This window comes from Fulvivirga aurantia (genome assembly GCF_009711475.1).
Taxonomy (GTDB): Bacteria; Bacteroidota; Bacteroidia; order Cytophagales; family Cyclobacteriaceae; genus Fulvivirga; species Fulvivirga aurantia.
The window spans coordinates 1-3,193 of the sequence record NZ_SMMD01000486.1 but is presented as its reverse complement, the minus strand read 5'-3'; the positions used below and the strand labels follow the sequence as shown (position 1 = coordinate 3,193).

Genomic DNA, 3,193 nt, shown 5'->3' with positions numbered 1-3,193 from the left:
TATGCAACACTTTTACTCCTTATTGGTCTTTAGTGTGTATTTAAATTTAAGATGATGAGAAAAGTATTAAGTTCTATAATTGCCATGTTGCTTTTATCAGCAGTAGCATTTGCCCAAAACACTGAAACCAGAAAGCCCGGGTCGTTTGATGAAATACGTGTAGCACAAGCTATTACTGTTTACTTAAAAAGTGGTGCTGAGGAAGAAGTAAAGGTGGTGGCCAAAGGTATAGATGTAGAAGATGTGCTTACCGATGTAAGTGGAGGTCGTCTTAAAATACACCTGGCCAAGGGTAATCATAAAAATACCGATGTTGATGTTTATGTTACTTACAAAAGTTTAGAGGGTATCACAGCAAGTTCAGCTTCTTCTGTTTTTTCAGAAGGTGTAATTAAAGGAGAAGAACTTACTGTCTCGGTGTCAAGTGCAGCAGACGTTGAAATTGAAGTTGATGTAGAAGAATTAGATGTAAACGTAAGTAGCTCAGGAGATCTTGAGGTAGCAGGTAAGGCGAGAAAATTAGATGTAAGCGCCAGCAGTGCAGGTGGTGTAGATGCTTATGATTTGGACGCGTCAGTAGCTTATGTGAGAGCTAGTAGTGCTGGTGGAGTGAAAGTAAGTGTCAGAGACGAAATAAATGCCGAGGCGAGTAGTGGAGGTAGTATTAAATACAAAGGTGACCCAGGTAAATCACAAACTGATTCCAGTAGTGGAGGGTCTGTACGTAAGTCAAACTAGATAAATGGCTAAGCCGTCTTAATTCTTTCTTCCTGTAAATTCAGCTCCAGGTTTAAGACGGCTTCATTAAAATTCTTCTGATAAGAGAAGTCTACCTTCTTCTTAATTCTGATTTTCCAGTTATTATTTTTGAATGAAAAGTTTATCATAACCTCTTATTTTGGGGTTTAAACGCAATAATGTGAATTAATGTTCCAACTTTGTTTTTCTTTTTGAGACAAAGCGTAGAATTAAACTATGAGCTGCAAATAGACATGTTTACTGGTTGCTCTTATGAGCTAGTAAGCTGTTTGAAATATTGATGGAGGTGCGACCAAATTTGTGCTTATTTGTAAAACATGTCTAAAAGCAGCAAAGAGGTGAGGAGCAAGTCAGTATTAAGTCCCTGGTTTGATAAACATATAACCAATTCGATAGATGCGATAATACCTAAAAAGTGGGCAGCGACCACTTTGCTTACCATTGCGTCAATGGCTTTGTACATAGCTTTACTTATTGCATTGATACAGCCAAACTTTAGTCAAAAAGCAGTAGCCGCAACGGTTATTCTATTACTGGTTGCTTATACCTGTTTTGATAGGTTATACTGTAAACGTAAATCAAACAAAGCACTGAGTGTTGATGCACGGTTCAAAGCTTTATTGATTATAACCTTAAATTATCTCGTTTTGCTAGTGATAGCGTTGGTTTCACTCAATGTATTAAATGTTTGGGTTACTATAACTATAAGCTTGATTGCCTCATTATTACTTACCGTAAGATTTTATGAGTTATTTAAGACAGGTGAGGTAAGTAATGGCGTATTAGACCGATTGGAGATAGCAATTCTGGTGATAGTTTTTCTCACAAATTATGCAATTGATCCAATCAGAGATTTTTATGAGTTAACGCCTTTAAGTGGTGCAAGAGTAGTAGATATCATTCTTTTAGTAGTGTCATTTGTCATGCTGCTCACTTTTATAAAATTGATTGGTAAAATTAAGCATGTGACATACGGTATATGGTTGTATACCGTAGCGCTTATAATTATTGGTGCTTTTTCAGGGCTAATGTTTGAGCCTATTGCCACCCTTTCCATAATCTTGTTATACGCGTTTTGGTATAACATTAAACTGCTTCAAGCGCATCTCATTGATGGAGTTGAGAGAAGTACAGGCCTATTCACACCATTAATCATGATCGTAGGATTTTTCATGGAAAGCTTTAGTGGTAGAAACGTACTGATTGTCGTGGTTGCCTATCTGGTTTTGAATATTGTACTTAATATTTTAAAAAGCTTTAAGCTTCTTAAATCTCAGCAGGCCTAAGCTTCGACACACTCAGAGGTATTTTCACAGTAAATTCTGTATAAGAGTATTGCGTACTTGACACCTCGATAGATCCTTTTAATTTCTCAACAGCAGTTTTAACAATGTACAGACCTAATCCACTGCCTTTGGATTGATCTGAACCTCTGAAGAACATCTCAAATATTTTGGGGTAAAGTTCGGTGGCTATTCCGATACCATTGTCGCCTATTTGAAAACAAAATTGATCTTCTTCTTCATAGCAGCTTACCCTCACTTCGTGCAACTCAGTGTTGCGCTGTCTAAAGATGAGGGCATTTTCGATCAGGTTGGTAAGTACAATTTTCAGTAAATACTTATCAGTTTGAACAGATAGTTTCTCTTCAATCTCGAAGTTGTACTTAGTACCATTATCTAAAAACTTTACTAACTCTCTTATTTCGCTTAGCAAATATGGAATATCAATTTTCTCGGTTACTACTCGCTTATTCATGATCTCATAGGCGTGGCTGAGTTTAGAAAGTAGGCCCTGCATGTCTAATGCAGCCCGCTCAATAAGGTCATAGTATTTAAAATTCATGCCTTCTGGCGATTCTAGTTTTGCAAGAGAGGTCAGGCCATGAATTCTACTGATTGGACCTTTTAGATCGTGCGAAGCTCGGTATACAAAAGTATCAAGCTGATGGTTCGTAAGCTTCAGCTCTTCAAGAGTGGTTTTGATTTTCTTTGTTCGTTGTTCAACCTTTTTTTCAAGTAGTGAGTTAAGTTCTTTTAGCTTGTCGTTTATTGATAGTATTTCCTCTTGGGATTGCTGCAGCTCAGTGTTCTTCTCCTGAATCTCATCCTTTTGAAGGCTGATTTCTGTGTATTGATTTTTTAGTAATTCATTTTGAGATTCGATCTCTTTTTTCTGAGAGATCACTTCAAATGTTCTGTCAGCCACAATCAGTTTAAGTTTTCTTCTTTGTGCTCTTACACGATAAGTATAGGCTAAGCTGATAAACCATATCAACAATAATGCTGCAATACCAAAGCCAATATAAGCGGTTGTTGTCTGATGCCACGGGGAGAGGATGGTAAAATCATAAGTAGCAAGGTTGCCCTCATTCTCATATATATTTCTTGATTTTACTACAAATGAATATCTGCCAGGAGGTAGATTGGTGTAC

Annotated in this window: 4 protein-coding genes; 2 read left to right on the top strand and 2 right to left on the bottom strand. The window is 37.1% G+C overall.

The features are described from left to right. The first annotated feature begins 51 nt into the window (after window positions 1–51). Window positions 52–738, top strand: coding sequence for a head GIN domain-containing protein (locus E1176_RS03415; RefSeq protein ID WP_155209174.1), 687 nt, complete (start codon window positions 52–54; stop codon window positions 736–738). A gap of 8 nt (window positions 739–746) precedes the next feature. On the opposite strand, the gene E1176_RS03410 is transcribed toward E1176_RS03415, so the two are convergent. Then, the gene (locus tag E1176_RS03410) at window positions 747–887 is read right to left on the bottom strand and encodes a hypothetical protein (RefSeq protein WP_155209173.1); all 141 of its coding nucleotides are present in this window, start codon (window positions 885–887) and stop codon (window positions 747–749) included. 189 nt (window positions 888–1,076) lie between these two features. Here E1176_RS03410 and E1176_RS03405 point away from each other — a divergent pair, with 189 nt between their 5' ends. Beyond that, window positions 1,077–2,045: a hypothetical protein gene (locus E1176_RS03405; RefSeq protein WP_155209172.1), complete on the top strand. Its 969-nt coding sequence runs from the start codon at window positions 1,077–1,079 to the stop codon at window positions 2,043–2,045. Here E1176_RS03405 and E1176_RS03400 read toward each other — a convergent pair. Then, on the bottom strand, window positions 2,026–3,193 hold a 1,168-nt coding region (locus E1176_RS03400; RefSeq protein ID WP_155209171.1), incomplete at its 5' end, for an ATP-binding protein. The two genes, E1176_RS03405 and E1176_RS03400, sit on opposite strands and share 20 nt — an antisense overlap.

Coding starts and splice junctions, on each gene's coding strand:
- E1176_RS03415 (WP_155209174.1), top strand. CDS start 52: ATGATGAGAAAAGTATTAAGTTCTATAATTGCCATGTTGCTTTTATCA.
- E1176_RS03410 (WP_155209173.1), bottom strand. CDS start 887: ATGATAAACTTTTCATTCAAAAATAATAACTGGAAAATCAGAATTAAG.
- E1176_RS03405 (WP_155209172.1), top strand. CDS start 1,077: ATGTCTAAAAGCAGCAAAGAGGTGAGGAGCAAGTCAGTATTAAGTCCC.